This window comes from Paenibacillus sp. JCM 10914, from assembly GCF_001315105.1.
GTDB lineage: Bacteria > Bacillota > Bacilli > Paenibacillales > Paenibacillaceae > Paenibacillus_AQ.
Genome location: NZ_BAZR01000001.1, coordinates 471,663 through 498,429 on the forward strand (window position 1 = coordinate 471,663; position 26,767 = coordinate 498,429).

General features: G+C 49.6%; 23 protein-coding genes and 3 pseudogenes. 21 read left to right on the plus strand and 5 right to left on the minus strand.

Annotated features, from left to right (window positions below; translation table 11 throughout):
- Positions 1-51 precede the first annotated feature (51 nt).
- The 14 genes and pseudogenes from JCM10914_RS02140 (at position 52) to JCM10914_RS02200 (ending at position 16,835) form a co-directional block, all read left to right on the plus strand.
- Positions 52-1,830: a sensor histidine kinase gene (locus JCM10914_RS02140; RefSeq protein WP_081739726.1), complete on the plus strand. Its 1,779-nt coding sequence runs from the start codon at positions 52-54 to the stop codon at positions 1,828-1,830.
- Entirely contained in the window at positions 1,827-2,924 is a 1,098-nt protein-coding gene (locus tag JCM10914_RS02145; protein ID WP_023956867.1) for a response regulator, read from the plus strand. Before JCM10914_RS02140 ends, JCM10914_RS02145 begins: the two co-directional genes overlap by 4 nt.
- A 111-nt stretch (positions 2,925-3,035) precedes the next feature.
- On the plus strand, positions 3,036-3,248 hold the full coding sequence (locus JCM10914_RS29625) for a hypothetical protein (protein WP_023956869.1): 213 nt from the start codon (positions 3,036-3,038) through the stop codon (positions 3,246-3,248).
- Positions 3,227-4,312, plus strand: coding sequence for an ABC transporter substrate-binding protein (locus JCM10914_RS02150; RefSeq protein WP_231638456.1), 1,086 nt, complete (start codon positions 3,227-3,229; stop codon positions 4,310-4,312). Before JCM10914_RS29625 ends, JCM10914_RS02150 begins: the two co-directional genes overlap by 22 nt.
- The gene (locus JCM10914_RS02155; RefSeq protein ID WP_023956873.1) at positions 4,312-5,199 is read left to right on the plus strand and encodes a carbohydrate ABC transporter permease; all 888 of its coding nucleotides are present in this window, start codon (positions 4,312-4,314) and stop codon (positions 5,197-5,199) included. The genes JCM10914_RS02150 and JCM10914_RS02155 overlap by 1 nt, the downstream gene beginning before the upstream one ends.
- Positions 5,200-5,315: 116 nt before the next feature.
- On the plus strand, positions 5,316-6,101 hold the full coding sequence (locus tag JCM10914_RS02160; RefSeq protein WP_052019613.1) for a carbohydrate ABC transporter permease: 786 nt from the start codon (positions 5,316-5,318) through the stop codon (positions 6,099-6,101).
- A 35-nt stretch (positions 6,102-6,136) separates the two neighbouring features.
- Positions 6,137-7,780 (plus strand): cellulase family glycosylhydrolase, encoded by a 1,644-nt coding sequence (locus JCM10914_RS02165; protein WP_023956877.1) that lies wholly within the window; start codon positions 6,137-6,139, stop codon positions 7,778-7,780.
- A 98-nt stretch (positions 7,781-7,878) separates the two neighbouring features.
- A complete protein-coding gene (locus JCM10914_RS28220; protein WP_269433825.1) occupies positions 7,879-8,037 on the plus strand; it encodes an HPP family protein in 159 nt (52 codons plus the stop codon).
- A gap of 686 nt (positions 8,038-8,723) precedes the next feature.
- Positions 8,724-10,963: pseudogene (locus JCM10914_RS02175) on the plus strand (hypothetical protein).
- Positions 10,964-11,003: 40 nt separating this feature from the next.
- The gene (locus JCM10914_RS02180) at positions 11,004-12,197 is read left to right on the plus strand and encodes a HEAT repeat domain-containing protein (RefSeq protein WP_023956883.1); all 1,194 of its coding nucleotides are present in this window, start codon (positions 11,004-11,006) and stop codon (positions 12,195-12,197) included.
- Between the two features lie 43 nt (positions 12,198-12,240).
- Positions 12,241-13,606 (plus strand): annotated as a pseudogene (locus tag JCM10914_RS02185) (glycosyltransferase).
- A gap of 62 nt (positions 13,607-13,668) precedes the next feature.
- Positions 13,669-14,475: a response regulator transcription factor gene (locus JCM10914_RS02190; protein ID WP_023956889.1), complete on the plus strand. Its 807-nt coding sequence runs from the start codon at positions 13,669-13,671 to the stop codon at positions 14,473-14,475.
- 54 nt (positions 14,476-14,529) lie between these two features.
- Positions 14,530-15,903: a nucleotide sugar dehydrogenase gene (locus tag JCM10914_RS02195; protein ID WP_023956891.1), complete on the plus strand. Its 1,374-nt coding sequence runs from the start codon at positions 14,530-14,532 to the stop codon at positions 15,901-15,903.
- 17 nt (positions 15,904-15,920) lie between these two features.
- Positions 15,921-16,835 carry a hypothetical protein gene (locus tag JCM10914_RS02200; RefSeq protein ID WP_231638458.1) on the plus strand — a complete coding sequence of 305 codons (915 nt, stop codon included), beginning with the start codon at positions 15,921-15,923 and terminating at the stop codon, positions 16,833-16,835.
- Between the two features lie 77 nt (positions 16,836-16,912).
- On the opposite strand, the gene JCM10914_RS02205 is transcribed toward JCM10914_RS02200, so the two are convergent.
- Positions 16,913-17,308, minus strand: coding sequence for a hypothetical protein (locus JCM10914_RS02205; protein ID WP_023956895.1), 396 nt, complete (start codon positions 17,306-17,308; stop codon positions 16,913-16,915).
- A gap of 152 nt (positions 17,309-17,460) precedes the next feature.
- Here JCM10914_RS02205 and JCM10914_RS02210 point away from each other — a divergent pair, with 152 nt between their 5' ends.
- Positions 17,461-17,850 (plus strand): VOC family protein, encoded by a 390-nt coding sequence (locus JCM10914_RS02210; RefSeq protein WP_023956896.1) that lies wholly within the window; start codon positions 17,461-17,463, stop codon positions 17,848-17,850.
- 318 nt (positions 17,851-18,168) lie between these two features.
- On the plus strand, positions 18,169-18,861 hold the full coding sequence (locus tag JCM10914_RS02215) for a YitT family protein (protein ID WP_023956898.1): 693 nt from the start codon (positions 18,169-18,171) through the stop codon (positions 18,859-18,861).
- 77 nt (positions 18,862-18,938) lie between these two features.
- On the opposite strand, the gene JCM10914_RS02220 is transcribed toward JCM10914_RS02215, so the two are convergent.
- From JCM10914_RS02220 to JCM10914_RS02230, 3 genes are all read right to left on the minus strand, one after another.
- Entirely contained in the window at positions 18,939-19,121 is a 183-nt protein-coding gene (locus tag JCM10914_RS02220; RefSeq protein WP_023956900.1) for a hypothetical protein, read from the minus strand.
- 91 nt (positions 19,122-19,212) lie between these two features.
- Positions 19,213-20,178 carry a peptide-methionine (S)-S-oxide reductase MsrA gene (msrA, locus tag JCM10914_RS02225; protein WP_023956902.1) on the minus strand — a complete coding sequence of 322 codons (966 nt, stop codon included), beginning with the start codon at positions 20,176-20,178 and terminating at the stop codon, positions 19,213-19,215.
- A 112-nt stretch (positions 20,179-20,290) separates the two neighbouring features.
- Positions 20,291-20,872 carry a TVP38/TMEM64 family protein gene (locus JCM10914_RS02230; protein WP_036716780.1) on the minus strand — a complete coding sequence of 194 codons (582 nt, stop codon included), beginning with the start codon at positions 20,870-20,872 and terminating at the stop codon, positions 20,291-20,293.
- Between the two features lie 400 nt (positions 20,873-21,272).
- Between JCM10914_RS02230 and JCM10914_RS02235 the strand changes: the two genes are divergently transcribed.
- Both JCM10914_RS02235 and JCM10914_RS02240 read left to right on the plus strand, forming a co-directional pair.
- On the plus strand, positions 21,273-21,980 hold the full coding sequence (locus tag JCM10914_RS02235; RefSeq protein ID WP_023956906.1) for a TerC family protein: 708 nt from the start codon (positions 21,273-21,275) through the stop codon (positions 21,978-21,980).
- A 16-nt stretch (positions 21,981-21,996) separates the two neighbouring features.
- On the plus strand, positions 21,997-22,302 hold the full coding sequence (locus JCM10914_RS02240; RefSeq protein WP_023956908.1) for a hypothetical protein: 306 nt from the start codon (positions 21,997-21,999) through the stop codon (positions 22,300-22,302).
- Between the two features lie 98 nt (positions 22,303-22,400).
- On the opposite strand, the gene JCM10914_RS02245 is transcribed toward JCM10914_RS02240, so the two are convergent.
- Positions 22,401-23,219: an AraC family transcriptional regulator gene (locus JCM10914_RS02245; protein WP_023956910.1), complete on the minus strand. Its 819-nt coding sequence runs from the start codon at positions 23,217-23,219 to the stop codon at positions 22,401-22,403.
- A 142-nt stretch (positions 23,220-23,361) separates the two neighbouring features.
- On the opposite strand from JCM10914_RS02245, the gene JCM10914_RS02250 reads away from it, so the two are divergent.
- The 3 genes and pseudogenes from JCM10914_RS02250 (at position 23,362) to JCM10914_RS02260 (ending at position 26,740) form a co-directional block, all read left to right on the plus strand.
- Complete coding sequence (locus JCM10914_RS02250; RefSeq protein WP_023956912.1) at positions 23,362-24,462, plus strand: Gfo/Idh/MocA family protein; 1,101 nt, start codon at positions 23,362-23,364, stop codon at positions 24,460-24,462.
- 178 nt (positions 24,463-24,640) lie between these two features.
- Positions 24,641-25,724 (plus strand): annotated as a pseudogene (locus tag JCM10914_RS02255) (Gfo/Idh/MocA family protein).
- 47 nt (positions 25,725-25,771) lie between these two features.
- On the plus strand, positions 25,772-26,740 hold the full coding sequence (locus JCM10914_RS02260) for a sugar phosphate isomerase/epimerase (protein WP_023956918.1): 969 nt from the start codon (positions 25,772-25,774) through the stop codon (positions 26,738-26,740).
- Positions 26,741-26,767 lie beyond the last annotated feature (27 nt).

A 26,767-nucleotide genomic window follows, 5' to 3' on the forward strand; every position in this document is an offset into this window, starting at 1 on the left:
CCGAACTGAACATACCATATATTAGGAGTGGTCCTAGAAAGGGAAGAGGCAATGAAACGAACCGGAATCAGGTTCAGGCTAATGGTAATGATGATTTGCCTGACCACGCTGCCCGTCATCATCATTACGTGGATTGCAACGAATAACACCAGAGCATCGGTCGAGAAAGAGATGATCGATGCCAATACGTCTCGGATGATGTGGGCTGACCAATATTTGAGCGAACTGATCGAGCAGATGGACAGGCTGTTCTATACACTCCAGATTAATGAACCGTTAATGCAGGGGCTGGGCGGTCCTGCGGTTCAAACGGACTACCGAACGCTCAATTACATACGGGAGACGCTAACCTCGTCGTTCTTCGCCAACTCTCGCAAAATCGACAACTTAACCTTGTACGGAGCTTCGAATCAACTTGCTTATTCGGTTGATTATGTTGGAATGAACACGGCGATGCTGGATTTGAATAAGCAGCCCTGGAACCGCCTGCTGGATGGTACGATCAAGAACATGTATTTCGCGCACTCCAACGATGCGATTCACGTGTACCACGGGATGAACCGCTTCGAGGACCGCACGTTGTTTGGCGCCATAGCGGTACGTCTAAACAAGGAGATCTGGAATGGGATTGTCGAAATCCTGCAATCGGAGGCGGAAAGTTCGGTGTACCTTTTGAATGACAAGATGACGGAACTATCATCCGTTAACGAGAAGGAGCCGGTTGCTAACGTGATTACGGCACAATTTGCCGATTATAATCCGCAGCAAGCCGGTTTTCAGTACCGGAAGACGGACCGTAATTTTTATTTTATCAACTCCGTCAGCGATGGTCAGTTAACTGTGATCAAAGTCATTCCAAGGTCTACCGTGACCCAGAGCGCCGAAGCTACGATTCGGGCCGGGATCCTGACCGGAATGTTGTTTGCCGCGATTTCCATTCTGTTGTCAGTACTCGTATCGTTGCAGATCACCCGTCCGATTATTGCCTTGGCTCGAAGAATGCGCAAGACCCGAATACCAGATTTTGAAGTACAGTCGGTTCAATCCCAGGATGAGGTGGGGCTGCTCGAAAGCGGTTATAATTCCATGATGCAGCGCATGAAGGAACTGATCGAAGACGAGTATCAGCGCGAGATTGATGTGAAGAACGCACAGCTTATGGCGCTGCAAGCCCAGATCAACCCTCATTTTCTGAATAATACCCTTCATATGATCGGAGGGATGGCCCTGGTAAAGGGCGTGCCGGAAATTTACAAGATCACGAATGTCATCGGCGACCTCCTTCGCTATGCTATCAGCGGAGGCACTGGGAACCAGATGGTTACTCTGGACAAAGAGCTGGGGCATACCCGGAACTATATTTTCATTCAAGAGAATCGGTTTGTCGGCCGATGTACAGTCGAACTGCAGGTGGATGACGAGCTGAGTGATTGCATATTGCCTAAATTCACGCTTCAACCTTTGGTTGAGAATGCGTTTGATCATGGTTTGCAGCCGAAGGAAGGCTCATGGAGACTTCAGATTCGAGTCTCTGCGGTACGAGGGAGAATGTTGATCGCGATCAAAGACGAAGGCGTAGGAATGACTCCTTCGGGATTACAGGTGCTTCGAAACGAGCTGCATGGCGAGACGGCGCCGAAAGCGGAAGGTCTCGATAGAGCAGCGGGCGAGCGGAGAAGAGGCATTGGCATCAAAAACGTGCATGATCGATTAAGGCTGCAATTTGGCCATGCGTACGGACTGCGCGTATTCTCCGCTGCGGGAGTCGGGACGATGATCGTGGCGATTCTGCCCGCAACAGTAAACAATCAGGGGGATAAGCTTACATGAAAGAACACCGGATACTCATCATAGATGACGAGCCGTGGTCAAGGGAAGTTGTGAAGGCGCTGGGGCATTGGGACCAACATGGCATTCGGATCGTTGGCGAGGCAGAAGACGGGCTGCAAGGGCTTCAAATGATGCAGGAACTGTTGCCAGATATCGTTCTGACCGATATGCGGATGCCGGGGATGGAAGGAGTGGCCCTGCTTGAACAAATGAGTTCGCAGCATCCTTCAATCCAGATCATCGTTATGAGCGGTTATGACGATTTCGTGTATTTGAAACAGGCGATCCGTTCCCGGGCGGTGGAATATTTGCTGAAGCCGGTAAATCCGGAGGAACTGAACGAGGCACTCGCTCGCACCGTCAAGAATTTGGAAGCGGCAACACGTTCCATCGGGTCTGGCAATACGCCAATTGTGTTTGCGGACAAAAACAGCTTGGATCAATACTTGGCATATCGACAGCGTATATTTAGCTTTCTGCTGATGCTGGACAAGCAAGCCGTGGAGGCGGAGTTTCAGAAGTTGGGTTTATTTCTGGAGCAGTCGTTCGCGAATGTTAACGTCTCCAGTGCCTCGATGGCCGGTCAGATCGGACATGATTTTCTGTTGATGTTAGGCAAATTCGCAGGTGAGCATGATTTGGCGCTGGAGCATGTATATGATGCGATTTCATGGGATGAGAGCGAGGGACGCGCATCCTGGTTGTCCTTTCAAGAGGCTGCAACGGAACTGGCGACCAGCTTCGGTTTTGTAATGGATCAGTTTGAACTGCAGAAGACTCGCGGCCGACTCGATCCCGATGAAGTTAAGGGATACATCACGAACCATTATGCGGATGAGATTTCTCTCGAATCGGTCGCCCGCCATTTCCATGTCAGCAAGACCTATCTGAGCAGAATGTTCAAGCAGCATACAGGGGAGAACGTCTCGGATCTGATTCTGCGGCTGCGGATGGAGAAGGCCAGAGCGCTTATCGTAGAACAGGCCATGCCGATTAAATATGCTGCCCAGATGGCAGGGTACGAGGACTTGACGTACTTCTATCGGGTATTTAAGAAGCATTTTGGCGTACCCCCAGGCGGACTGCGAAAGTGAGTTCGCTGGTTCAATATTGTCCAATACAACAGGATAATATGTTCAAAAGATGTCAGGTGGAAGCTCCTATATACTGAAAACGTAATCGATTTTAACTAGGGGGTAGTACACATGAAGAAAGCGCTTAAGCATTCGCTGGTATGGATTCTTATGTTATCGGTCATTGCCGGCTGCAGCTCAGGCGGTAGTGGTGCCGCAGGCGAAGATGAGGACAAACCGCAAGACGTAGAATTAAAGGTATTTATGAGTTTTCCGAGATTTAAAGATCAGTTCGATGCATATTTCGATAAATTCAAGCTAAGATGCTGGCCGAGAAAAATATAAATGTCCATATCAAACTGGAGATGCCAAATTCGGATCAGGCAAAGCAAATCCTCCAGACGCGCTTGTCATCCAATGACGCACCGGATATCTACACGCTGCACGCAATTGCTGACATCCCGACGTATTATGAAGCGGGTTATTTGAGCGATTTAACGGATCAGCCGTTCGTGAACGAGTTGTTCGACAGCGTAAAGCAGACAGTGACATACAATGAGCAAGTGGTAGCACTGCCTATGGAGAGTCTCTCCTGGGGTTATCTGTACAATAAAGAAATATTCGCTGATCTGGGATTGACGCCACCGCAAACGCTGGATGAGATGAAGGAAGTCGTAAATACGTTGAATGCTAACGACATCAAACCATTCGAACTGGCGTTCCAGGAGTCTTGGATTCCGCAGCTTATGATGGCCTTGTCGCTTGGCGGAATTGTCAATTCCGAGCATCCGGACTGGATTGAGAAGATGAATGAAGGTACTGCTTCGTATAAAGACGTGGAAGAGGTATTCGATATCATTGATCTCATCATGGAGAATGGGACGGATAAACCGTTTGAAGTCAGTGGGGCTACAGGCTCAGCCGATTTTGCAAACGGCAAAGCGGCCATGTGGGTTCAGGGTACTTGGCAGGCCGAAACCTTGCTGAAAGTGAATCCTGACATGCAGATCGGCGTTGCACCGCTTCCCGTTAGTAACAATCCGGATGGTACGATGATTAACCTGTCGACTTCGACTTCACTGGCCGTTTCACCAACGAGCGAGAATCAGGAAGTGGCGATGGCTCTGCTCAACTTCATTCTGGATGGGCAGGAATCGTCCGCTTTATTCGAAGAACTTAAATTCAACCCCGTTTCGAATGTTCATCAATACGAGACATTCCCGTGGGTAGATGAAGCTTCACAATATGTTTCAGAGGGTAGAGCGTATCAGGATTTATCGTTACCTAACGGAGTTACCGATGAGACGGCAAAACAGTTGCAAAGCTACTATACCAAAGATGTGTCTAAAGAAGACGTCATTAAGGCTTTGGACAATGCCTGGGCAGCTGGAGCGCGAGGTAACAAATAATGAGTGCCGCTCGAGGTAAACGCCGAATACTCACACTGCTGGCATTCGTCTTTCCCGCACTGTTGTTCTATGTCGTTTTCTTTCTGATACCTGCGGCTGGAGGCGTGTGGTATAGCTTGACGGATTGGAATGGATTGAATCGTGATTACAGCTTTGTAGGCCTCGATAACTATGTGGAAATCATGAAGCAGGATCCCGTCTTTTGGGATTCTCTTCTTTTCACCCTGAAATACGTGGTGTATATGGTTGTTCTGCAAAATATTATCGCGATTCTGCTCGCTGTGTTCATTGAATCGCGTACAAGAAGCAAGGTGTGGTTCCGCACGATCTTCTTCATGCCTAACATGATCTCGATGATCATTGGAGGCTTCATGTGGATGTTCATTTTCACCAAGGTGCTGCCTTACATTGCGGAGCATACGCTGTTTGCTTTTCTGGACCAGTCCTGGATCGGTGACCCGAACTTCTCGTTCATTGCGATTCTGATCGTGTCCTTATGGGGCGGAGTTGGCTATCTGATGGTCATCTACATCGCTGCTCTGCAGGGAGTGCCGCCTACCTTGAAAGAGGCAGCGGCGATTGACGGGGCGAATGCATGGCACATCTTCCGGCATGTAACAATGCCGATGATCTACCCGGCTTTGACAATTGGATTATTTGTCACGCTGAACTCATCGTTCAAAGTATTTGAAGCAGTCTTTGCATTGACGGGCGGCGGACCGGGTCGTTCAACCCAGGTGATTGCGCTTAATATTTTCGAAGAAGCATTTGCCATGAATAGCCGCTATGGATATGCCAGCGCCAAAGCGATGATTCTGTTCCTGGTTGTCTTTATCATCACGATGATTCAGTTGCAAGTGATGAAGAAGAAGGAGGTGGAAGCATGAGTGCAAACCGGGCATTAGGACTTGGATCAGGCAGGAGCGGGGACCCTGCAGATCATCAATCCTACCAGAGAAAACGTCCGCTTCGCGTGGGCTCACTGTTGGTCTTCGTGTTCCTTATGGTCGCTGCCGTATTTACGTTGTTCCCCATTTATATGGGACTGCTGAATTCATTGAAGACGGAAGGAGAGATGCTGAGCAACATCATGGCTTTTCCTTCCCAGATCCAATTTAGCAATTATGCGGATGCCTTTCACAAAATCAACTTTATGAGAAGTCTCTGGAACACGACGGTCATTGCCGTGATCGGACTTGCAGGCATTATCGTGTTCGCATCGCTGGCAGGCTATAAACTATCGCGTACGCCCGGCAAACTCAGCGGGTTTCTGTTTGCGTTATTCGTCATGTCGATGCTGATTCCGTTTCATTCCGTGATGATTACTTTGAACAGAGTGGCTAAGGTTCTGGGCGTGCAAGGCTCGACAATCGGGCTTGGGTTTATTTATATCGGCCTTGGCGTATCAATGGCGATCTTCTTGTACCACGGCTTTGTCAAATCGATACCAAGAGAGCTGGATGAAGCTGCGGTTATTGACGGATGCGGCGAAGCGCGTTTATTCTTTACCGTCATATTTCCGCTACTGCTTCCCATCACGGCCACTATCGCGATCTTGAACGCCCTTTGGATATGGAACGACTTCCTGCTTCCGCTCTTGATGCTGACCGATTCGGATACGTATACGCTGTTGTTGTCCACGAACATGTTGTTCGGACAGTATGGTAACAACGACTGGTCTGCCATTCTCTCGGCGCTGATATTGGCCATGCTGCCAGTTATTGTGTTGTACCTGTTGCTGCAAAAATACATTTTGAACGGCGTCGTAGAGGGCGCGGTCAAAGGCTAGTCGATCACGATAAATAAACATTTGGGGATGATGATATGAACGCTCGTAATGGGGAAGTGAACGGATTTCTTAGGACAGACGGCAAACGGTTAGTTAACGGTGTTGGCCACGAGGTGCTGCTTCGCGGCGTAGGCTTTGGTAGCTGGCTGCTGCCGGAAGGCTACATGTGGAGATTACCTGAGGCAGGGGATCGTCCAAGACGTATGGAACGCATGATCGAACAGTTGATTGGGTCCGTGAAAGCGAACGAATTCTGGGAATCGTACTACGAGGCACACAGTGCCGAGGACGATATTCGGCAAATCGCCGCGGAAGGCTTCAATTCTGTCAGACTTCCGCTCAACGCGCGGTTTCTTATCGAGGAGGAAGAGCCACTCCAACTGAAAGAACATCATTTGCGATTACTGGATCGAATGATTGGGTGGTGCCGGGAATACAAGCTGTATGTCATTTTGGATCTGCACGGAGCACCGGGTGGACAGACGGGAACGAATATCGATGATTCGGAGCATGACCTCCCCGAACTATTCATCAAGGAGAGCCACCGCAAGGCTTCAATTGCACTATGGGGCGCGCTGGCGGAGCGCTATAAAGATGAATGGATCATTGCCGGTTACGATCTGTTGAATGAGCCGTTACCGGATTGGTTCAGCCAATATAATGGTCTAGTGATGCCGCTCTATAAAGAGATGACGGAAGCTATCCGCAGAGTGGATTCCAAACATATGATCATTCTCGAGGGGGCACACTGGGCAACGGACTGGAGCATTTTCGACGAGAAATTCGATGATAATCTCATGCTGCAATTTCATAAATATTGGAACAATCCAGATCAAGAGAGCATTCAGAAGTTTCTGGATAAACGTGATGAGTGGGATGTGCCGATCTTCATGGGCGAGGGAGGCGAGAATAACATCGATTGGTATGTGGGTGCTTTTGGCATGTACGATGACTTGAACATCTCGTGGAACTTCTGGACTTGGAAGAAGATGGACACGGATAACTCCCCCTGCTCGATCATAAAACCTGCAGGTTGGCATAAACTCGTGGACTTTCTGGAGGGCGGGGAACCGCCGACGGCCGCGGAAGCCGAGGACATTCTGTGGGAATACCTGCATAATATGCGTTTCGAGAATTGTGAATACCATCCGGAAGTGGTGCATGCGCTGCTTCGCAGACCACCTTTGCGATATCCGGCTATCTTTTATGGTTACAAGGGACGAGGCATTAGTTATAAGATTCAGCACGAGGCAAAGGTTAATATCGGATTCCGAGAGGGGGATGGCACGGATATTCGTTTCATCGCAAGCCCGCGCACGGAGCCTAACTTTCAACATGGCGGGGGAGAGCCGTGGGCCGAGGACGATAGGCTTTGTCTTCAGGCAAACGCTGGCGATTGGTTCCAGTATGAAGTGAATGTTCCTGCCTCCGTGCAGGATCGTGATCATCGTTGTTATCAAGTGCAGATCCGGATGTCTGCAACCGATCTGCCAAGTCGCATCGCTGTGGAGCTGAATGGCGAATTTGTGGGAGAGATCGATGTGGTAACGAATTCGTGGGCGACGTATTTGCTGCGGGCCAAGATTGAGATACCGTCTGGTCAGCACGCCATCGGCATTAAAGTGATGTCACACACGGTGCGTCTGGACTATTTGGAACTGATTAGTGAAACCATATAATCATCAAAGAAACTGCGGGACCCGACTGGTCCTGCGGTTTTTTTGATTGTGGCTGAAGAATCGAATGAGTAACGGGTGACGGGACATGGGCTTGTCGAGTGGTTAGGGAGCCTGCCATCAGTCTTATGGGACTGACACGGATGACGCATCCTCCTGCAGGAGCAGACCTACATGTAGTCATTAAGGCAGGGAGTGGCTGGTCTTTGCCCGTCACACCAATAACCATAGACTCTGTTATTACTGTGAAGGCTGCTTAATCAGGGTCTTTTTAGCTGTTCTGGTCCAATATAAGCGTTGGCGAACAATTAATTTATATAACGTATCTCGGCGGATTTGAAACCGAAATCACAAAAAATAGGTGATACTTACCACTTGACCCTGACACTCAGATCTATAGAATATAACGCAATCCCGGTACAGGACTCCTTTCTCATTTTGTTAAAAAGGCTATTATTGACAAACCTTGACAGAATGCGGTTTCCAGCCGTTTTTTTATATGACTTTGGTATCATTTTTGTCATAACTATGGATAAAGATGTAAAAATGACCGGAACTTTAGCAATTTTTCAGCGTTTAATATACTGATTCAAGAAAATTTTCAGAAAACTCTCCTTATTCGCTGTAACTCGTTTGTGTGCTAAAGCCTTATGGTTGGTGGCCCATGGCATCTTCCTGCATCGGAAGTTTGTCGAATAACACCAAGCAAGCTAATTGTCAAATGGACGAGAAGTCAATACGGCAGCGATTATTTCGGGGGAGACATGCGAAGGAGTGGACGGTTTACTTCTTTAAGACTACTGTAAGCCTTTGGAAAGTTGGTAAAGAAGGAATATGGTATCGGGAGCGTTTCGACTATAGAATGACGAGTATAGCTCAGTCGTCACGATAGTCGGTGCAATGAAGCAGCATGTCATTAAGAAAGGGCAGGTGAGCGACGAGGACGATGAGCACACGTAAACGGTGGGCGATCGCAGGAGTGTGTACGATTGTGCTTCTCTGCGGCGCTGCTGCAATATTAGGATATTTTCGGCCGTCCTTAAAAACGTATGCGGACGCCGAAGGCATGAAGATGAAGTTCAAGACTGAAGGAACCTCGTTTCTTGTGTATGAAGAAGAGGAGGTTTGGAAAGAGATTTTTGTCAAAGGCGTGAACTTGGGGGCTACGGTCCCAGGGCATTACCCCGGTGAGTTGCCCGCAACCGAAGCGGATTACTTGCGCTGGTTCAAACAAATCGATGAAATGGGCGCAAACGTCATCCGGGTCTACACCGTTCATAATCCGGTCTTTTATACCTCCCTGGTGAAGTACAACAGGGATAAAGGCCAGGACCCGCTTTACTTTATGCAGGGGATATGGTCACCGGAGGAGCAGCTAATTGAACGTCAGGATGCTTACGATGAAGAGATCGTACAGATGTTCAGGGCGGAAATATCAAAGGCGGTTGCCGCGGTATACGGTGACGTGACTGTCCAGCCCAAGCATGGGCAAGCGAGCGGTAAGTATAAGACGAATGCCGGCAAGTATTTAATGGCATGGCATGTCGGTACAGAATGGGATCCAATGATGGTTGAGAATACCAACAAGTTACATAAGGATGTTCCCCGGTATGAGGGAAGCCACTTCTCGGCAACAGAGAAGGCGAGTCCTTTTGAGAGTTGGCTGGCATCTTTAATGGACCTGACCGCGGCCGAAGAGATTAAATACGGATGGCAGCATCCGATGACCTTTACGAATTGGGTTACGACAGACGTGCTGGAGCATCCGGGTGAACCATTATTTGAAGAGGACCTAGTGTCCGTAGATGCGAGACATATTGAACCTGTCGATTGGAATGCGGGATATTTCGCAGCCTATCATGTCTACCCGTATTATCCGGATTTTTCCGTACGGATAAGACCCTACAGACATTGCCTGACGGCAACGGGGGATATAACACGTATAAAGCCTACCTTCGTAAACTAAAGGCTGAATTCGACGATATGCCGATCATGGTAACCGAATATGGCGTGCCATCATCGATCGGTATTTCTCACCATGGCCCGGGAGGAAAAGATCAAGGGGGACATGATGAGAGGGAGCAAGGACAAATTGACGCTTCGCTCACACAGGACATTTATGACGAAGGCTATTCCGGGGCCATTCTGTTCATGTGGCAGGATGAATGGTTCAAGAAAACCTGGAATACGATGCCTTTTGAAATACCGGCAGACCGGCGATCCTTCTGGTTGAACGTGCTGACCAACGAGAAGATGTTCGGCGTTCTGGCCATGCAGCCAGGAAAAGCCGAGCAAATCGCCATTGATGGTGATTTGAGTGACTGGGACAAGATTCCGGAGGATGAGATCTATACTTGGCCTGGGAATGCCCCCGGCGTCAAGAATATGAGGCTTACTCATGATGAAGCCTATCTGTACATTGGAATGGAGCTGGAGGAAGCCTTTGACCCCGCACAATCGAAATTGTTCATTGGGGCCGATACGATCCCCGGCGGTGATATACCCGAGAAGGAATTGGCCGGTCGTACGTTGGAAGGTGGAGCACTGGAGACGTTGATCCAACTTGGGAATGAGGATGAGTCCCAGGTTACAATCGCCCCATCCTATGACTTCCACAGACGCCTGTATGGACAAGAAGGTTACTGGATGCTTCCAGAGGAGCAGGAAGTCAAGGGCACAGCAGATGACCCGGTTGTTCCTGACGGAACATTCCATTCCTGGAAACTTGCGATCAGCTTGCTGATGAATCCGCCAGATACGAAGTTTGCGCATCCATTCGTGGACGAGAACGTGGGAATGTTGATGCGAGGAACCACCGATACGGCGTCTCCCGATTTCCATTCCTTGGCGGCATGGCAATATGCAGATCAGGTGGTGGAAATGAGAATTCCTTGGATGCTGCTTGGGTTTGGAGATCCGAGTTCTCTGCAAGTGCTGGACTACAGTCCGCTGAAAGACAAGCGCGATTTCAGCACGATCACTGCAGACGGTATTCGGTTAGTTCCCTGGATTGTGGATCGTTCGGAGCTTGGCGAATCTGCGAACCCAATTTCAGCGGAGACGATGAACCTGCAAGAGATAGAGCCTTATACTTGGGAGTTATGGGAAACGGCTATTTACAGCGAACGCTTGAAGCATAGCTATTATGATATGCAGGAAATCTTTCAGCGCTTGCCTGAACCTTAAGCAAGATCCGAGTTCATAAAAAAGGAGGAGCCATTCCAATATGTTTTCTAATCTAACCATGGCGTATATATTTATCGCGATATGCCTCGGTCTTATCACAATAGGAATTATCTCGTTATTTCGAATGAAATATAAACATAATGCGGAGCAGAAAGAATTCGAACTTGGCCGACACAAATTCAATGACTACTTTGTGTATGTACAGTCTCATCTGCATGACGATATTACACTCGAGCTGCCTCCGGGCAAGCTGACCCGGTCGGAGCGCCGGGTCGTCCAAACGAAGTTCATTGAATGGATCGACCAATTCAAGGGAGAGGCAAGGGACAAGGTGCTGCGATTATGCCGAGAAGCCGGGTACGTGGAAGAGGACATCCGCGCTTTGTCCAGTGTACGCAAAGGACGCCGGATTGCAGCGGCCTACCGACTCGGCGGCATGCGGGCCGAGGAGGCTGTCCCGCAGCTCCAGCATTTGCTGAATCGGATGAGTTACGGTCCGATGACGATTATTATCGCCAGAGCGATTGCCAAGAGTGCGGATCAAACTCAGCAAATTCGCGAGATGCTGACCCGGATGCTGTCCTACGATAAGGGCATTCATCATATGGCGGCGGACATCCTGGTCGAGACTCGGCTGGACTCCGCCAGCCTGATGCGCAAGCTGTTGGATGATTCTGATCCGGGTCTAGTCAAGGTTGCACTCGTAGCCATGTGGGGGCAAGCAGTTCCGGCTGCAGTTCCAACGCTGGATAGACTGGTCGGATCGGAAGAGAAAGATGTACGTGCTGAGGCGGTCAAGCTGTATCTCAGCTCCAACCCAGCCCTAGAAGATGACACCATTACGCAATTGATGACGGACCATGCATGGGAAGTTCGGGTCGTAACCGCGAAGGCACTCGGTAGATTGCACGCGGCGGGCAGTATTCCTTTACTGACCGAGGCACTGAAGGATGATAATTGGCATGTGCGCAATCACAGCGCAGAAAGTTTGGCTATGTTGGGGGAGCAGGGATTTGAGATGCTCTGCCAGGCAGCACTGACGGGAACCGGCCCTGCTCGCGAGACGGCTTTGTACCGAATCGAACGGACGATGGCTAATGAAGGCGATCATGAAGCAGTTGAACAAATGGTGGCCTTTAACAAGAAGAAGCTGATGTACGACCATTACTTTGGCATTCAACCAAGTAAGCGCATCGGAAAAGTTGCTGGAGTAGGAGGGGATTACACTGCTTAGAGATATCCTGCTCACCTATGGAATGGTCGCGATTTATTACGTGATGGCCGTTACCGCGCTTTATTTTGTAATACTGATGTTCTCTTTCAGAAATATCGGAAATATTTACAGACGTGCCACCTATTCCAAATACAATACATTATCCGGCTCGGAGCTCGTCCCGTCTGTGTCGTTGCTGGTTCCTGCATACAATGAGGAACTGACGATTACAGAGAACGTACGATGCTTGATGACACTGAACTATCCTACGTATGAAGTCATTGTCATCAACGACGGGTCATCGGATGAGACGCTGAAGGTATTGATTGAAGAGTACGGACTTGCCTTGCTGCCGAATCCCGAAGTACGAGGCAGACTGGAGACCAAGCAGGTTCGCGGAATTTATTATAATCCGCAATATCCGCATCTTTACTTGATTGACAAGGAAAACGGAGGCAAGGCCGACTCTTTGAACGCTGGTATTAATCTGTCGAAGTATCCGCTCATTTCTTCCATTGACGCAGACTCCCTGCTGGAGAAGGACGCGTTGATCCGCATGGCTCGCATGTATATGGAGAATCCGGAGGAAACGGTGGCGATCGGCGGCGATGTTCGCATCGCTAACGGCTGTGTGATTGAGAACGGCGAAGTCAAGGATGTATCGCTGCCACGCAAGATGTGGCCGATGTTCCAATCGATCGAGTACCTTAAAGCGTTCTTGGGTGGACGAATCGGCTGGAGCCATCTGAACGGACTCATTATCGTCTCCGGTGCGTTCGGGATGTTCCGCAAGGACTACATCTTCGCCGTAGGCGGTTACCGCGGGGGATACCCTGGGGAAGACATGAACATCATCATCAAGCTGCACCGTTACATGCTTGAGAATAAAATTCCGTATCGCGTAGCATTTTGCCCGGAGGCGGTCTGCTGGACACAGGCTCCGGACACTTACCATATTCTTTCTAACCAACGCAAGCGTTGGGGACGGGGGAATCTGAAGAACATGATCGAGAATCGGGATATGTTGTTTAATCCGAGATACAAGGTCATGGGTCTGCTGACGATGCCGTACAACGTTATTTTTGAAGCGTTAAACTTATTTCAGAATTACGGGCCTTCTGGCTCTGCTTGGATACGTAATGCTTGATATGACCAATTGGCACGTTCTGGTGGTGTTCGGACTCGTTAACTTCATAAGTGGCTACTTGCTCAGTGTAGGTGCGCTCATTCTGGAGGAAATCGCGTTCAAGCGCTATTCCAAACCGTCCGACCTGGCGAAGATGCTGCTATTCTCCGCACTCAAGTTCGTAGGCTATCATCAGCTTGGCGTGATGTGGAGGGTGTTAGGGCACATTCAATACATGCAGAACAACAATTCATGGGGAACCATGACCCGGCAGAGTTGGAAAGACAAGAACGAAGCAGCCTAACATCAAGGCCCGATTCATCTTTGTACCAGTGTTAAACCATAAAGAGAGGTGGGATTGAAACGATGACTCAATCCGCAACATTGCAACGCGAACAGGCTGTGGATTTTTACAGCCGCCTGGAGGAGGAAGTGAGAGAACACCGAAGCAACACCGCCCTGCTGTTTCTGTATTGTGCCGGCACTGCGCCGGGGATCGATGAACAGCTGGAAGAAGTGCAGTCTTACGTCGATCAACTGGCGGGTGATGGCGGGAGAGTAACTCAGGACCCCAACACCGGGGTACTGGCTGTTACGTTGCAGGGGTACTCGCTGGATGAAGCCCATTATCAGGCGTTGCTGTTAAAGCTGCATCTGAATGCTTGGGCCGGCAAGGCAGATCCGCGCATAACGCTTGCTGCCCTCACAGAGCCACCGTCACCGCAATCCATGAAACAGATGGCGGAAGCGGCCAGACTCAGCACCTCTTCAGATATTCATATATTTACGCAAGAGGACACCGGCCAAGGGCAGAACCGTATTCTGATTGTAGATCAGGATGCGACGGTGAGGGAATTCCTGCAAATCCGGCTGGCTATGCAAGGGTATGAAACGCTTGAAGCCGTCGACGGACTAGAGGCACTGGAGTTAATCCCGAAATGGGAGCCGGACCTTGTCTTGACAGAACTTAATCTGCATGGGATTGATGGACTGCCGTTCATTCATCATATACAACAACTGGAAGTGAAGGAGCCGCCGAAGATCGTTGTGTTGACAGAGAAGCGTGTGGAGCAGACGATCAGTCAATGTTTCCAGAACGGGGTCGACGATTATGTGACGAAGCCGTTCTCGCCGGTAGAATTGGATGCTCGCATCCGTCGTTGCCTTCATTAAACAGGGGCATTATTAACGGTTTAGCAATCAGACTATACATCCGATGGAGGTTGAATGCTTGTGAAAGAGGAATACGAATACGAAAATTTGTTAAGTGCTATTGAGGACAAGAAAGCGGTATTAGGGGTGGTTGGCCTCGGTTATGTCGGCCTGCCACTGGCTGTAGAAATGGTGAAGCAGGGATTTACGGTTGTCGGAATTGATCTGGATCCTGACAAGATTGACCGGATCTATCGGGGCGAATCGTACATTTCGGATATCTCGTCCGAGGAGCTTGCCGCATGCATGGAGACCGGCCGCTTTAAACCGACAACGGATTACAGTATGATTGCCGTTATTGATGCAATCAGCATCTGTGTACCAACGCCACTCAGTGAGAATCAGGACCCAGACACGTCCTTTATTACGATGGTTGTGGATCAGATCAAACGGTTTATGAAGCCGAATCTGCTAATTACGCTGGAAAGCACGACTTACCCAGGTACGACAGAAGAGCTGATTCAGCAGGAGATTGAGAAGCTTGGCTATAAAGTCGGCAAGGACTTCTATTTATGCTTCTCGCCTGAACGGGTGGATCCATCCAACAGCCGATTTAATACGAGAAATACGCCGAAGGTCATTGGCGGAACGACGGAGGCCTGCCTTAAACTCGGTGAAGCCTTGTATAAACAGTATGTGGAGACGGTTGTGCCGGTTAGCAATCCGAAAGTGGCTGAGATGTCCAAGCTGCTTGAGAACACGTTCCGCAGCGTGAACATTGCGTTCGTGAATGAGATGGCGATGATGTGCGATCGAATGGGGATCGATGTGTGGGAGGTTATCAACGCTGCAGCAACGAAGCCGTTCGGTTTCATGCCTTTCTATCCGGGTCCGGGGATTGGTGGTCACTGCATCCCGCTCGATCCAATGTACTTGTCCTGGAAAGCGAAGGGATTCCGTTTCTATAGCAAATTCATCGAGCTGGCACAGTCGACGAATGACAATATGCCGTATTACGTTATCAATAAGACGGCAACGATACTTAACGAATATGCTAAATCCATTAAACGCTCCAACATCTTGCTGCTCGGAATGGCCTACAAGCCGGACATCAGCGACTTGCGTGAATCGCCGGGTCTTGAAGTTTACGATTTGTTTAAAGAGAACGGTGCGAAGGTACAGTATTATGATCCGTACGCGCATAGTTTTGTGGATAAGCGTGGCGAAACCGTTCATAGCGTAGAATACGATCTGGCGAAATTCAGCCGCTATGACTGCATCGTGTTAATTACGAACCATAGTAACCTGGACTATGAGACGATCGCCGCTACCGGAGTACCGATTCTGGATACTCGTAATGCATTCAAATCGCATGCACAGCCTCATATTTATAAGATAGGCCATTCGGTGCAGCATGTCGCTGAACCGGGTGAAGCCGTGCTGATCTGATGAAATGGACGAGGAGATTGAGGTTTATATCTGCAAAAGCGAAGCTTAAACTTATCAGCCTGGTCGCCGTCATTGGTCTTTTGCTGTTACTTATCCTCATTCTTCTCCCATCAGGTCCGGTGAACGAGAACAAGGCAACCTGGCTGTGGGATGCCAGCATTATCCGCAGTGATACGGATCAGATCATTGAATTCAGCGGCCGTGAAGGCATCACAACGATCTTCCTGCAAATTCAGCGGGGTGTCGATGCGGAGGAATATCGTTCCTTCGTGTCAGCCGCGCATCAGCAAGGGATCAGCGTGCATGCATTGGACGGGCAGCCGGAATGGGCATACGAAGCCGGCCGTTCCCAAGGAATGGAGCTGCTCAACTGGCTGGATGAGTACAACGCTGCCTCTGCACCTGAGGAGAAATTCGAAGGCGTTCAATTCGATGTAGAGCCTTATGTGCTTCGGAGATGGGATGTAGAACAGCAACAGGTTGTGGAGGAATGGAGCGCCAATATGGAAGTATGGGTCGCCGAAGCAAACCGGCAAAATCTTCCGATCAGTGCAGCCGTTCCATTCTGGCTGGATTCCACTCCGGGGCCGGGGGGCTCCGACTCGTTCAGTCGCTGGATCATTGAGCGTACAGATGCGATTGCTGTGATGGCATACCGGGATAGCGGGGAGCAGATGTACGAGTTGTCCAAGGAAGAGCTGGAACAGGCCGATGAGCTTGGCAAATTAGTCTGGATCGGCATGGAGCTTGGTGATACGGATGAAGGCGATCATCTTACCTTTTTCGCCAAGAGTGAGCAGGAGATGGAGGATGAGGCCCTTCATGCTGCTTCACTCGGCAGCGAACATGCCTCATTCGCAGGTTTGGCCGTTCATCATTACGAAGCCTGGGTCCACAAGCGGACGGCCATGGCTGACGATGAGAATCGCTAAGCGTAACCTTGAAGCAAGGTCAATCCAAACCTTTATCAGTCGCAGAAGTCGACTGATAAAGGTTTTTTGCTATCCAATTAGAAACTTTTTGCTTCAGACTCCAGTGCCTGATTCAGGTACGTGGCGAGCCTCATAGAGGATTTCTCTTTCACATAAGGCCAATCACACAGCAAGCTGCATGGATAACCACGGCAAAGATAGACGACTTGGACCCCCTCCTGATCCTTGAATTCATTCTCGATTCGAATTCCGTGCTCCCTCATCTGCTGCTGCAGATTCCAGATTTGGTTGGAAACGTTCTTCTGGATGTGCCGCAAATTAAGTCTATAAATGGTTGTCATCTCAAGGTTCAAGTTGCTTAGGATTTGCAAGTCCTGCTCTACCACAGACTGGAGTACGGTATGAAGCAGATAGTCCCTGATCAAGGCTTCATCTTCCACGGCGGGCTCGGGAGGAAGGACAGAAGGTTTCATAGGTGACACGTCCTTACAATCAAGTTATAATGGTAACATAGAACATATGTTCTATGTTACACATGTTATTCTACGGCCATACTTTCGTGCAAGTATTAATTATTGACATGTTAGCGCCATGTGCATACATATCATGAAGGGAGAAGAAATTTATGTTTCATCACGTGGAGATCAATGTAAGCAACCTGGAGCAGAGCCGGCTTTTTTGGGAATGGTTTCTTGAGGAGATGGGCTGTGAGATTTTCCAGGAATGGGAGGGAGGAATAAGCTGGAAGAAGGGGGGAGGGTATCTCGTGTTCGTGCAGACGGACTCGTTATACTTGGATATTCCGTATCATCGGAGGCGTTCAGGGCTAAACCATCTAGCATTCCATGCGGAGTCGAGGGCACAAGTAGATTTGATAACGCGGCAGCTGATCGAACGAGACATCCCGATTCTTTATGCCGATCGTCACCCTTATGCCGGTGGGGATGCACATTATGCCGTCTTTTTCGAGGATCCGGATCGGATTAAGATAGAGCTAGTCGCCCCGATTGAATAGCTAATATATTCCATATCAATAGGTTAGCTGTTTAGCAAGTGTGTCTATTGTGTTATAATAGAGTTAGTAATCAACTTAACGAGAAAGGATCAGGATACCATGTGTCCCCGAAGGACGAATTCCCAAAGGACGATTTGGAAACGTTATGATCTCTCATACACATAGCTTCTTTCGTAGAGCGAAGTCGGATGTCTGAAGGCTGGACCGTCTCTATCGAAAGGATGGGAACTATGATTCGAAGGATGAGCTCCTCCAGGTTACCCTACGGTAGAGATTGGCCTATGTCTGACCAATCTACTACGACAAGAGGGATCCTGTATGAGGAAGAGACAAGAGACAATCATTACGATGTCGGCGATGCTGTTCGGAACGTTTCTTATGGCGTTCGCCTATTATCACATTAATTTTTACAATCATCTGACAGAAGGCGGATTTGTTGGTCTTGCTCTGCTCGGCAAATATGCATTTGATATTCCGCCGGCGCTAAGCATGGTTCTGTTGGATATCCCCGTTCTTCTGATCGCCTGGTTAATCAAGGGTCGGAAGTTTATGCTGAATACGGTCGTGGCAGCCAGCATGTTTACCGTGTTCTACGCCCTGATCGAGCGGTATTCAACGCTTGTGATTGATCTTGGCAATAATTTGCTGGTTGCGGCGGTGCTGTCGGGTATACTAACTGGTTTTGGAGCCGGTGTAGTGCTTCGTTACGGTGGAGCAACAGGAGGAGACGATGTGATCTCCGTGCTCTTTAGTGAATGGAGCGGGCTTAAGGTAGGGACGGTGTTCTTCTTAATGGATGCTGTAGTTCTGCTATTATCGCTATTCTACATGCCACTAATTGAAACGCTGTACACTATACTAGCCGTATCCATTGCTGGGCAAGTCATTACGGTTACAGTGACGTACGGCACCGTGAAACCGGAGAAGAAACCTCTTCGGAATGCGGTCCGTGCCTCAAGCGCTCCGGTATCTCCGAAACCCGCAAGTCCTACCGTTAGCAGTCGACCGTAACAGGGATGTACAAAATAGAAAAGAAAAGAAGCTCACCCCGATGATCATACGGCGGTGAGCTTCTCTTTCGTTAAGGGTCAATCCTCGTCCTTCGGATGATTCTCATCCCACTCCTGGGCTTTGGCCGTTGCAATCGCGATCGCACGGCCTTCTTCGTAATTTTCCTCCAGCAGGGCATTCGCGATTTCAATCGCTTTATGTCTTACGCGAGGCTCAAGATTCTTCATAGATACCGGGTAGTCTTGCTTCGTCCAGGGCATAACCCAAGCCTCCATTCATTCCAGCACGTGTTGAGTATTATTACCCCAAATCGCTATTATGAATAAAAGCCCGGAGGGAATGTCCTAGTATTTATTCGAAGAGCTGCAAGTATTCGCCATACCCTTCCTGTTCCATCTCTTCCTTCGGTACAAACCGAAGAGCCGCCGAATTGATGCAGTACCGCAATCCGTTCGCAGCGGGTCCATCGTTGAATACGTGGCCCAAGTGGGAATCGCCTTTCTTGCTGCGGACTTCAGTACGAATCATCATATGCGATAAGTCTGTTTTCTCCTTGATGTTATACTCACGGATGGGATGGGTGAAGCTAGGCCAACCGCAGCCCGAATCGTATTTGTCCGTCGAGCTGAAGAGCGGTTCGCCGGACACGATGTCCACGTAGATTCCGTCGCCGTGATGATCCCAGAACTCATTATGAAAAGCCGGCTCAGTAGCATTGTTCTGCGTAACCTCATACTGCAGCGGGGTAAGGCGTTGTTTCAGAGCTGCCTTATCCACGGGCTCTGACCAGTGCTGCTCGATAAAGTCCTCCCGTCCTGAGCCTTTGCGGTAGCGTTTGTAATGGCCGGGGTTTTTCTTGTAATAATCCTGATGGTATTCTTCCGCTTCGTAGAAGGTGCTGGCTGGAATAATCGGTGTCGCAATCGGTTTATCGAAGCGACCGCTAGCTGCTATTGCTTGCTTGGATTCCTCTGCCTGTTCGCGCTGGGATTCCGTGTGATAGAAGATGGCTGTCCGGTAGGATGTTCCCCGGTCATGGAACTGTCCGCCTTCGTCGGTCGGGTCAATCTGCTGCCAGAATAGCTCGAGCAGCTTTTCGTACGGAAAAACCTCAGGGTCGTAGGTGATCTGAACCGCTTCATAATGACCGGTGGTATCCGAGCATACCTCTTCATACGTTGGATTCTGCGTACGTCCTCCGGTATAGCCTGAGGTTACCTTCAGAATGCCGGGAAGCTCGTCAAAGGGGGAGACCATGCACCAGAAGCAACCGCCTGCGAAAGTCGCCAATTCACTCGAGTTTGATTGATGATTCATCTATTATCCCTCCATTATTCAAATCAATGTAAATGCATTTCTTCCTATTATAATCTTTTTGGCGAATGAAACCAAAGCGGATTTCATTCCCGCCTGCGCCTGATCCGACGGATCAAGCAAGGCCGATCCCCGTCAAGGCTACGATAGCGACAGACAACAGCACAAATAAGAGCGGCCGCTCTGAAAAGCCGCTGCCAAGCCAGGCATAGAGCAGTATGCCGGGAGACTTTCCAAGCGCCGAGGCGATGGTGTAGGTCCAGAACGGAATGGAGGCCACCCCCGCGTATATATTTACCGCCATTTGGGGAACGACCGGCATAAGTCTGGCCAGGACCATCGCCGGGAAGGGGTGTCTTTCCACCATCGTTGTGAAACCTTGGAGGGCGGAGTAGCGTTCCAGCAGCCGCCCTCCAGGCTCGCGATATATGGTCCTAACGACAACATAGATGATAACAGCAGCAGCTGTGGTACTGAGCCAGGCGATGGCGGCTGCCCATAAGGTTCCGTAGGCGAAGCCGAGTATAGCGATGACCACCCGGAAGGGGGCAATGGGAAACAGGGCAAGCAGGGTGGCCAGGATGATAATCAGGGATAGAGGAGGCTCGCTCTCAAGCCACCTGATCAGATCATGCCGATTGATAAAGCCGATTCCCAGCATCAACACATACAGAGCGGGTAAAGTCCATTTTTTCATAAGCCAGCCTTTCTTCAATCGTGTTACGATAAACCTAATCATAGCAGAAAATAAAAGCTGCCGGGCATAAGGGGCTTCCGCTTCTGCGGTTCCGCGGGCAGAAAAAATGGATGGTCAAGCACTTGTCCATATGTTATTATATATATAATCGAATAGTTCCCAAAGGGGAGTAGCTTCATAAATAAAGTCGTCATTACGGGAAAAACCATCCCCGGCTTTATTGGCAACCAATTAGTTGTTTAGCGAGACCTTTGCCTGATTCTTTAATGAGGTGAAGGTCTCTTTTTGCGTCCAAAAAGAGAGGTCTCCTGATTAAAATTAGGCAACGGCTGATTTGCGGATGGTGAACGTCGGTTTCGTGGAATCATAACACAAAGTAAAGAAAGGATGTAGGACAAATATGGATTTGATAATGTCACTGGATTTTTGGATTGCGCTTGGTTCTATCATCCTCATTGACCTGGTCCTGGCCGGGGATAATGCCATCGTCATCGGACTCGCTGCTCGCAATGTGCAAAAAGAGGATCAGAAGAAGGTCATCCTGTGGGGAACGTTAGGAGCCATTATCATCCGCATCATCGCTACGCTGCTGGTCGTCAAGCTGCTCATGATTCCGGGCTTGCGTTTAATCGGCGGGCTGGCATTGTTGTGGATCGCTTACAAGCTGCTCGTGGACGAGAAGCAGCATGAAATTTCAGCAGGGAATAAGATGTGGACGGCCATTCGGACGATCATTATTGCCGATGCGATGATGGGACTCGATAATGTACTGGCCGTGGCTGGCGCAGCGGGAGAGAGCTTCTTGCTCGTCATTCTCGGACTGGCCATATCGGTACCGATCATGGTGTGGGGTAGCACGATTATTATCAAACTCACAGACCGATTTCCTTTCATTATCACGATTGGTGCTGCTATACTGGTCTGGACAGCTTCGAAGATGATTGTGGAGGAGCCGCTCATCCATCATTGGTTTGCGAACGGCATCGTGAAGTATGGATTTGAAGTTATCGTTATCCTGCTCGTGATCGGCTTTGGCACATGGATGAAGAAGAAGCTTCAGGCCAAGGAAGCAGCCCGTCATCCGGCCCAGGTGAAGCTGGTTGAATAGAGGAGGAGAGCCAGACATGGAGTCAGAAGGGAAGTCTGTAGAAGAGAGAATCGTGGAATCCTATCGTCAGGATGAGGATATGATGATTCTGGTATTTGCCCAGTGGTGCGTGAATCATGATATCGATCCGATGGTGCTGTATCGCGAGGCATATCCGCATCAGCAGGAGAACGATAGACTGATCCGGGTGCTGGAGCTGACCGTGCCGAAGGAAGAAGCAGGAGATATACCGGACGAGACGTTATTAGGCGTGCTGTCCATGTTCGGCAATGAAGATTTAGCCGTCGTTGTATCCGAGGAGATCGGCAAGCGAAAAGCGTAATATGTTAAAACCCCATATCGGCAGCAAAAATAAGCCATGGCCGTGTACAGGATGAAATTCTTGCACGGTCATGGCTTTCATTGTGATTGATAATCGGTTCAGGTCGAGGTCCTGCTGGCGATGCGATACTGTTTGGGCGAGACGCCGAATCGGGAACGGAAAACCCGGTGAAAATAGGTGTAGTTGGCGAAGCCTGAAGTTTCTGCCACGTCCTCAAGCGAGAGCGGGCTAAACACGATACGCTCTTTCGCCATGCTAAGCCGCACGTCCATCGTATACTGCATGATCGACGTATCGAACGCCTCCTTGAACAGGTGAACGGCACGAGAGACGCTGATACCAACGTGCGCGGCCACATCCTCAAGTTTGAACATCGAGGAGGCATTCTGCTCGATATAATTTTTCATGCGATACGCCAGATAAGTCTTGGGTGTAGTCGGAGGTTGCTCCGACAGCAAGCGATCGACTTCAAGACAGAGGATGCGCGCAGTATAATCAGATATTTCCGGATAAGCGTTGGAGACACGACGCTGCTCCATCAGAATTTGGCGGAACAGGCTCAAGTAGCGTTCTTCGAGCGGAAGGCGGATCTTGGTTGGCCGCTTCTGCGAATTCCACCATGCATCCGCCCATGGACCTTTGAAGAAAATATGATAATCGCCGCTTTCAATTGTTAATTCGCCCTGGGCGTTTACTTCATCATCGATTCGCAGCTCATAGGGCTGTCCCGGCGCAAAGATCAGCAAGTCCCCGGATTCGATGAGCGTCAGCTTGTCGTCGATGCGGGCACGGCACTTGCCGTCGGTCTGCCAGCGCATCAGATATGTATCGAATCCGTCGGCAAGAGACATCTTGAACGGCTTGCGATGAAATGAGAAATCAGCTGCTACGACTTGGTTGGACAAGTTGAGATCCATGGCGAAAGTCCCCTTTGATGAAAAAGAAAATAATGACCAGATTGTTCATGTTTTAATCATATTATTCATTTTAAACGAAACCATAAAAGAATACCATTGTACATGTCAAAGGCACATCTATTTGGTTCAAGGAGTGACATCAATGAAAAAAATGAAGGCAGGCATTATTGGCTGCGGAAACATCAGCGGCATCTATTTCACCAACTTGAAGAATAGCCCGTGGATCGAAGTTGTTGCTTGTGCCGACCTGATTCAAGAGAACGCCAAGGCCAAAGCCGAAGAGTTCGGCATCCCGAACGTATATACCGTGGAGGAGATGCTTGCGCAGGCTGACATTGAGTTCATTATTAACCTGACCATTCCAGCCAGTCACGCGAACGTGGATATCGCCTCTCTGGAAGCGGGCAAACACGTATACAGCGAGAAACCTCTGGCAATTACGCTTGATGAAGGAAGCCGCATTCTGAATATCGCCGATAAAAAAGGTTTGCGTGCAGGCTGCGCGCCAGATACGTTCCTGGGCTCCGGTGTTCAGACAGCGAAAGCGGCCATTGAATCCGGCCTGATTGGCAGGCCGATCGCCGCAACAGCGTTTATGATGGGAGCCGGGCCAGAATCGTGGCATCCGAATCCGGAGTTCTTCTATGCTTCGGGCGGCGGTCCAATGATGGATATGGGACCTTATTACGTATCCGCGCTAGTGGAACTGCTTGGGCCTGCAAGCCGCATAAGCGCCTCAACGGGCATTCAGATCCCGGATCGTGTGGTCGGTTCCGGCCCGCTGCAAGGCAAGCCGATTACGGTTCAGACCCCGACTCATCTGGCAGGTACGCTGGATTTCGAGAGTGGCGCTATCGCTACCATGATTACGAGCTTTGATATATTCGGCGGCTCGGCATTGCCATGGATTGAGATTTACGGTACGCAAGGCACGCTTAGCCTCGGTGACCCGAATTTCTTCAATGGCGAGGTTAAGCTGCGCAAGCACGGCTCCGATGAGTGGGAACTGCTGGAGCCCGCGTTTGAATGCGGCAAGAACGAGCGTGGACTTGGCATCAATGATATGATTCAATCGATTCATGAACAGAAGGACCACCGCGCAAGTGCACGCATGGCCTATCACGTGCTGGAGATTATGCAATCCTTCCAGCAGTCGTCGCTGGAAGGTCGGCATGTCGTTCTGGAAAGCACCTATCGTTATGGCAATCTTCCGGCCCCGCAACAGGCTGATTCGGCAGAATAACGCCGAACTGGAAGCCAGGCGCAACATCTTGTAGAATTATACATGAGGTACATGCTGCCTGGCTTCCGACAGATATCTGCCGGAGTACATATTTCTTGGCTACTATCTGTATGAAAGCGTTGCACTAATATTGGAGCTTATCCAGTAATGATCTAAAATGCGATGGGAGGAAAAGAACATGTCAAAAACATTGAAGATCGGCATTATTGGTTGTGGAGGCATCGCGAACGGCAAGCACATGCCGAGCTTGAAGAAGCAAGCCCAGGCGGAACTGGTCGCCTTCTGCGATATCGTAGAGGAGCGTGCTCAGAAGGCGGCTGCCGAATACGGAGTTGAAGGTGCAAAGGTATATACGGATTTCAGGGAGCTTCTACAAGACGGAAGCATCGATGTGATTCACGTCTGCACCCCGAATGATTCTCACTCGGAAATTACCGTAGCCTCCCTGGAATCGGGTAAACATGTCATGTGTGAGAAGCCAATGGCGAAGACGGTAGCTGAAGCCAAAGCGATGCTGGAAGCAGCCGAGCGTACGGGCAAGAAATTGACGGTCGGTTACAACAACCGCTTCCGCGATGACAGCATGTATCTGAAGGGAATCTGCGAAGAGGGAGAGCTCGGCGAGATTTACTATGGTAAAGCGCTGGCTATCCGTCGCCGTGCAGTTCCAACTTGGGGCGTATTCCTGGATGAAGAGAAGCAAGGCGGCGGGCCATTGATCGATATCGGTACCCATGCCCTCGATTTGACGCTATGGCTCATGGATAATTATAAGCCGAAGAGCGTACTCGGCTCTACATTCCATAAGCTGGGTCATCGCGAGAACGCGGCGAACGCATTCGGTCCATGGGATCCAAAAGAATTCAAGGTGGAGGATTCCGCATTCGGTTTCATTACGATGGAGAACGGAGCGACAATCGTCCTAGAATCGAGTTGGGCGCTAAACGTGGTCGAAATCGGTGAAGCTAAGGCAGTTCTTGCAGGTACGGAAGGCGGAGCGACATGAAAGACGGTCTGCGCATTAATGGCGAAAAAATGAGCAGACTGTACGAAACGAAAGTGGATCTGAACGCCGGCGGCGTAGCTTCTATTCCGGTTCCAAGGAAAGCGATGCTGATCGTGAAGCCAGAATGTGGATCGAAGCGATCATCGAAGATAAGGATCCTGTGGTTAAGCCGGAGCAGGCTTTTGTCGTGACTCAAATTCTGGAAGCTATTTATGAATCGGCCAAGACCGGCAAGGCCGTGTACTTCGAGAACTAAGACCTGACAATAACTACTATTACAATAAATTATTCAGGAGGTATACAATGAAATTAGGCGTATTTATGGTATTGCTGAGTGGACGTAAATTTGAGGATGCACTTGACTATGTAGTTTCCAAGGGACTGAAAGCCGTTGAGATTGGTACAGGCGGATATCCGGGTAATGCTCATTGCAATCCTGCTGAGCTGCTGGAGAACGAAGCAGCCCTCAAAGAATTCAAAAATGCAGTAGAATCACGCGGATTGATCATCAGTGCACTTAGCTGTCATGGCAATCCGCTGCACCCTCAGAAGGCTGTAGCCCAAGAGTTCCATGATGCATTTGTCAAAACCGTCGAACTCGCTGAGAAGCTTGAAGTACCGGTAGTTAACACGTTCTCCGGTTGCCCGGGCGATCACGAGGATGCTAAATTCCCGAACTGGCCGGTTGCTCCGTGGCCGAATGATTACCAGGAGATTCTGACTTGGCAGTGGGATAATAAAGTAATTCCTTACTGGACCGAGTGGGGGAAATTCGCGGCAGATCGTAACGTCAAGATCGGTCTTGAACTGCACGGCGGTTTCTCTGTTCACACACCAGGAACTTTGCTCAGATTGCGTGAAGCTGCCGGTGAAGTGATCGGTGCAAACTTGGATCCAAGTCACATGTGGTGGCAGGGTATCGATCCGGTTCAAGCGATTCAAATTCTTGGTCGTGAAGGCGCGATCCATCACTTCCATGCGAAGGATACAAGTATTGATCCGATCAATGTGAACAAACACGGCTTGACCGATATGCAGTCCTATACTAACATGCTGGATCGCGCTTGGCAGTTCCGCAGTGTAGGGTACGGACATGATGTGAAAGATTGGGCAGATATGATGAGTGCCCTGCGTCTCGTTGGGTATGACTATGTTGTAAGTATCGAACATGAAGATGGACTGATGTCCGTCGAAGAAGGTTTCTCCAAAGCGGTGCAAAATCTTCAGTCCGTGCTGATTGAAGAGCCGCTTGGCGAAATGTGGTGGGTATAACATCTAGGGGTAAGAAGCGAATAAGCA